Here is a 5,672-nt window from a genome sequence, read left to right as displayed (position 1 = left end):
GAGAAAATCACGCTGCTTTCCGTGTGCATGCCCGCGCGTCCCGCCCGCCCCATCAAGTTATGGAAATCGCGAACCTTGATCTTTTCCTTACCCTGCTGGGTAGCGGTGACAATCAGATATTTGATGGGAAAGTTCACGCCCTGGGCCAAGGTGGAGGTGCACACGACGAACCTCGCGTGCCCTTCCTTCATCGCATGCTCGACCGTCAATCGCAGACCGTGCGGCACGTTCGCATGGTGCGCCAGAACACCATATCCTGCTCCAGCCGCCACATCGGCATCCGCACCCATCTGCCGCGCGAACAGCCTGGAAATCTTGTCCAGCTCTTCGGCATTCGAAAACCCCGTAGGGGCGTCCACCGGTACCTTACGCGCAAAAATCTCTCCCACGCGGCGGCACGTCTTGCTTACGCTTCCTTTCTGTCCGCAAAAGACAGCGACGCTCCCGTTTGGAACGAGGTGCAGACCCAGGTAGAGCGCGACCTCGGTGCTCTGCGTGGTGCCGTTCTTGCTGTTGCGCTCAGGAAACAACCTGGCCGCTGTTTCCTTCGGCGTCAGCTTTTCAAGCGGCATCGCAGCGATGACCCGCGGCACGTAGAACTCGGACTCTTCGGGGTCGGTGGGCTGTACATACTGAAGCTGGCCACGTTCGGTCTTCCAGCTTGCGAACGCGATACTCTTCGCGGTCGGCAGCATACCCTGACCACCAACGATCGCCTCCGCATCCCGGATCAGCCATTCTGCGATCTGAGGCGCGTTTCCGATGACGGCCGAGATGAGAACCACCTGCGCATCGTCCTTTAACGTCATGCGAAGCGACGACAGCAGCAGTTCATAAGTCGGACCGCGCGCAAATCCCTCGAACTGGTGCCCTTCGTCATAGACAATCAGCCCAATGCGCTCTGCCAGTTCGGGGGCCCGCCGAAGCATGTAAAGAAGCTTCTCTGGCGTCACCACAATCACGCTGTTCCGTGCGAACAGCTCTTGGAGTTCTACATCAAACAGGTAGGAATCTGATATTTCATCGATCAACACGTCCTCGCCTGAGAACGCCTTAACGACGTCGCTTCGGATGTCATGGCATAGTGAACGAAATGGCGCGACGATCACCGCCAGGGACGTTCTCTTCGAGAGAAATGCTGCCCTGATGATCAATTCCGTCGCCCGCGTCTTGCCCGCGCTCGTGGGCATCTGGATCAAAGCGCTGCGGCCTTTCAGCAGTCCAGCCTCGCAAATGCGCTGCTGCGCGGGCCATAACTCCGTAGGAAAGCTGAACTTCAGCAGCGCTGGCGCCCAAGCCTCCAGCGGCAGACCTGAATGAGGGGGTATCAGGTTGCGGGCTGCGTTACGCAGCTTCCTCGCACAGAGAGAAACCACGAGGTCGCCGTAGAGCAATTCCCGCGGTGTCCCCGACGCGTATACCTGTTCCCGGAGCGCCGTGCACATCGTGACGATTTCGACCTCGTCGCCCTCAAGCGCGAAATACCGCCGTAGCGCTTGGCTCAACGCCTGCGCCAAGTCGCTGTGTGCGGCCTCGCCAGGAAAGTCGGTGTACTCTCCTCGCAGAACTCGGAAGGCCAGCAGCGCCAGCCCACCGCCTAGGTTGAGGGGCGGCGCTTCTGACCGACGGGCCACGACCGTCGCATTGCCCACTGCCTCCGACAGATAATAGGAGCAGGCGCAGAGTAGCGAGAATTCGGCGGCGATGTCCGCGTCTAACTGCGCTTCGAGATAGGCATCGAAGAAGACGGCGGAGAACCGCACCATGTCCGAAATGGAACCGTCCTCCTCTGTCCAGGTTTCGGGTCGGCCCTCGAATCCAGGCTCTACGAAATGCCTGGCAAGCGCAGCCGCGGCATCGCCAAGAATGCCGACCGCCAGTGAAAACAGCATCTTCGGATCGCGCGGTAGCGCGTTGTAACTCTCCGGTGGTACGCGAAACTCGTGCATTTTCGCGCGCGCACGCACTGTCGACAGTACGTTGATCGAACCGGTATCAGGCTTCATTGGCAGCTCTGTCGTAGAGGGCGTGAACGAGGTCCATCATCGATGTCCCCTTGATCAAGACGAGCTTCAGATTGTTCTTGTTTGGGTGCTTCGAGGCGTCAGACTTGTCGATGTCCATCTTATCAAGCACGTTAACATCGAGCACTGCCGAGGCCCCGCTGACGCGCGTGAACGGTCGATCCACCGGGTCCTGGAAGCGCTGAACAGTCAGCGCCTCCCCCTTGTCCTTCAGTAGCAGCCTTTGCTTGATCGCACTGAGGGTCGCGGCGTCGCGAAGAAGGTCTTTTCCTGAGTCATCAATGGCGGTCTGGAGCCTGTTTTCCTTACTCGGCCGCAGACCCGCTTTCGCTTCCATTGTAAACAGCTCGTCCGTCGGCTCTACCTTCCCCGAGAACTTGAACCCAACTATATCAGTGCCTGGATCGGAAACGTTAGGGTTCTTTCGCCCCTCGTATCGGTGCTCGCGCGGACACCAGTAATCGAGGATGTATTCGAGGTAGTCAGCGACGAGGATTTCACCGAAGTCGCCTGACCTAGTCGCCGGACCGAGGCCGGGCGCTTTGTCCGGAAATTTCATTTCCAGCAGGAATTCTGCATTGGTCTTACCGGTGCCGGAAACCAGATCAGGCAGCTCAGCGTCACGACAATAATGCTCGCGGAAGTGCTTCGCCCAGGCGGACATCGCGGCGTCATCCTGCTTGTAGCTAAACTCCCATATGCTGACGACGGAGCCGTCCGCGGTTTTTGCGGTCTGTCCGGTATCATTCAGCCAGGTCACATGGGTGGGCTTGGTCATCTTGCTAAGATAGCTAAGAGACAAATTACTCGCGGGCGTCAAGGCAGGAATGGAGTCCGAGTTCGAGGCCGGCGTGGCCAAGGCGGCCTCCGTGTTCCAGAACGCCCAGGGAGCAGGAACCTGAAGCTCCATCGCTCAATTGAGAACCGGAGCAACTATCGGCTCCTTGTCGGCTGGGACACGGTTGAGGACCACAGGGTTCATTTCCGAAATTCTGAGGGGTTCGCCGAGTGGCGCAAACTGGTCTCGCATAGCTTCGAGGCTCCCCCCGTGGTGGAGCACACGTCCGAAGTGCTCACCGGGTTCTGAGCGAACGCCGTCGCACACTGCCGCTCGCTTCGCTCATCGGGCGCGAAGAGATCGTGTCAACATCGTACGACAGGCGCGATTGTTCTGTGGCGCGTGTGTCGGACCGTCGGGAATTGCGCTCCTGGGAAGTGACGATCCGGATAGCGTCAAAGCTCACTGCGCGGGTTGACACGGATAGATAGTTTTCTGGTGGCCTGAAGTTATCAACAGCAAATCGTGGCATGCTCCAGCGTCGCCGGAGCCAATGTCTGCTTTCAGGATGTCATAAAGCTGACCTGCACGGCAGAGATCGGCGCGAAGCGGACGTAACCGTGGCGCGCCTACAATGTCTGTTCCTGACACATTTCCGAAGCACGATCCTCGTCGCTTCGGCTTACTGTCGATAGCAGACGTTCACTGCGAGCTTCGAAGGTCAAACTCTGACCCGACGCCGTCGCTGCATTTATGGGGGCAACACCCTTGATGGCATGACCGACATGGGTGGTTTTCTGCCCGTCCGCTTCGGATCGCGAACGGGCAGAAGCGGACATCCTATCTACAGCCAGTGGTCGCTCTTGATCACCTTCTGCCAATGGTCGTGAAGTGCGCTCACGGTGGGGCTCGTGAGGATCGGCATCGCCTTGTGGAGTTGCTCCTCAGTCCAATCCCACCACTTCATATCTAGCAGCATGGCGACATCAGCCTCATCGAAGCGTTTGCGGATCACCTTGGCAGGATTGCCCCCAACGATGGCATAGGGCTCCACGTCCCGGGTCACCACGGCACGCGTGCCGATCACTGCGCCGTCGCCGATCTTCACGCCGGGCATGACAACCGCCTCAGAGCCAATCCACACGTCATTGCCGACGATGGTATCCCCTGCTGGTTGGTATCCGTTCTCTGCATCCGCGAAGGCTGGCACTTCCGCCATCCAGAAGAAGGGAAAGGTGCTAATCCAGTCGTTCCGATGGCCCTGGTTGCCTGCCATGATGAAGGCCGCGCCTGATCCTATCGAGCAGAAGCTGCCGATGACGAGCCTGTCGGCACCTTCGTCCGGGAGAAGGAACCGGGCGCAGTCATCGAAGCTGTGACCGTGGTAGTAGCCCGAGTAGTAGCTGTAGCGACCGACGACGAGGTTCGGATTCGTGACCTGCTGGTCGAGTGTAATGCCCTTGAAGGGACTTTCGAAGAGGTTTCTCATGGAAGTTACCACTGAATGTTAGCCGCGTGTGCGACGTCGTTTCGCATGCGATGATGCATGCGAACGCGAACCGGCAAGTTGATTGAACATGCCGGCATAGAAGCTTCTCGCGTCGAAACGCGGAAGCAAATTCAGATGGTACAGTCTGCGGATTTCATACGAACAACATGCGCTGGATACCTGCATGAATGCAAGAGAGCGACCGGCAGCTTCGAACCGCGCGCAAGATGGTCGTTTAGGCCGATCAAGCACATTCCACGCTGATTACACGCCGATCCCTCTCCTGGACCGGGTCCCACACAGCCTTCGGTAATCCGAGGCCTCAACTCCAGGCTTGGCATGGGTATTCCACGACCAGCGAGAGCGCGATCCGCAGCACCACCTGGAGCATTTTCATCCGACGTCCTGGACAGGTCGGGCGCTTGGCGGTGTGCAGTCCGCCCGACGGCGTGTTGACCTCAAGGGCAGGATGCGGTCGATGTTAAGGGGGCGATTCAGAGATCCAAGCCGATTTGATCCTTGTTCCCAGCATATGCAGCAGAGAGGAGAGATCATGTTTCGATCGTCATTGACAGTGGTTGCACTCGCGTCGATTGCTCTCTGGAGCCCGATGCCGGCGACCGCAGGCCAGACTGCGCTGACGTCAAACGCCAGCATCAAGAACGACCTCGACTATCTGCTCTACAAGCCCGCGGATTATGACACCTCCGGAACGACCTATCCGCTCGTCGTCTGGCTTCATGGAGGGGATCAAGGCGGCCGCGATATCGATAAGGTCAGGACGAGCGGGCTACCGAAATTGATCGAAGGCGGAAAGGAGTTTCCGTTTCTCGTTTTCTCGCCGCAGAATCCCAGCGAAGAGCTCCTCTATCCGATCGAAAAAGTGGGGGCCGCGCTCGAGGATGTCGTCGCGCAGCACCGCATCGACCGCAGCCGGATCTATGTGATCGGCTATAGCCGCGGCGGCTTCGGCGCCTGGGCCATGGCCGAACAGTTTCCGGAACGGTTTGCAGCCATCGTTCCCATCGCGGGTGGCGGCAACCGCCACTATTTGAACAGGACCAATGAAAAGGCCGCCTTCTGGGTGTTCCACGGCACGGAAGACGCGGTCATCCCATTATCCGACTCCGTCGTCCTTTATGAACGGCTCAAGGGCCTCAAGCGCAATGTGCGGTTGAGCGTATTGGAGGATGCGGACCATACCGCGGTCGAAGCAGCCGCCTTGAATGATGCCAAGATGTGGGAATGGCTTCTGAACCAGCGCCTCGATAGCGCCGCAAAGTGACAGATCCAGGCCTAGGACCGATGAGCTAGGCCGGCAGCTCCTAGGGAACGGCGCCAAAGCGAGCAGGTTCATTGTCTCGGGCCCAGGTCATCGACC

Annotated in this window: 4 protein-coding genes; 1 reads left to right on the top strand and 3 read right to left on the bottom strand. The window is 58.8% G+C overall.

Annotated elements, in window-relative coordinates; translation table 11 throughout:
- The 3 genes from FEZ63_RS20210 to catB all read right to left on the bottom strand — a co-directional run.
- The coding region (locus tag FEZ63_RS20210) for a DEAD/DEAH box helicase (protein WP_150947887.1) at nucleotides 1-2,006 on the bottom strand (2,006 nt) is incomplete at its 3' end.
- Nucleotides 1,996-2,883: a Hachiman antiphage defense system protein HamA gene (locus FEZ63_RS20205; protein ID WP_201274230.1), complete on the bottom strand. Its 888-nt coding sequence runs from the start codon at nucleotides 2,881-2,883 to the stop codon at nucleotides 1,996-1,998. The genes FEZ63_RS20205 and FEZ63_RS20210, both read right to left, overlap by 11 nt.
- Nucleotides 2,884-3,646: 763 nt before the next feature.
- On the bottom strand, nucleotides 3,647-4,291 hold the full coding sequence (catB, locus tag FEZ63_RS20195) for a type B chloramphenicol O-acetyltransferase (RefSeq protein ID WP_150947867.1): 645 nt from the start codon (nucleotides 4,289-4,291) through the stop codon (nucleotides 3,647-3,649).
- 553 nt (nucleotides 4,292-4,844) lie between these two features.
- On the opposite strand from catB, the gene FEZ63_RS20190 reads away from it, so the two are divergent.
- On the top strand, nucleotides 4,845-5,576 hold the full coding sequence (locus FEZ63_RS20190) for a carboxylesterase family protein (protein WP_150947865.1): 732 nt from the start codon (nucleotides 4,845-4,847) through the stop codon (nucleotides 5,574-5,576).
- The last annotated feature ends 96 nt before the right edge of the window (nucleotides 5,577-5,672 follow it).

The sequence above is a fragment of the Microvirga brassicacearum genome (genome assembly GCF_008757455.1).
GTDB lineage: Bacteria > Pseudomonadota > Alphaproteobacteria > Rhizobiales > Beijerinckiaceae > Microvirga > Microvirga brassicacearum.
Note: the sequence above shows the minus strand (reverse complement) of the source record. Positions and strands in the feature narration are given on the sequence as shown.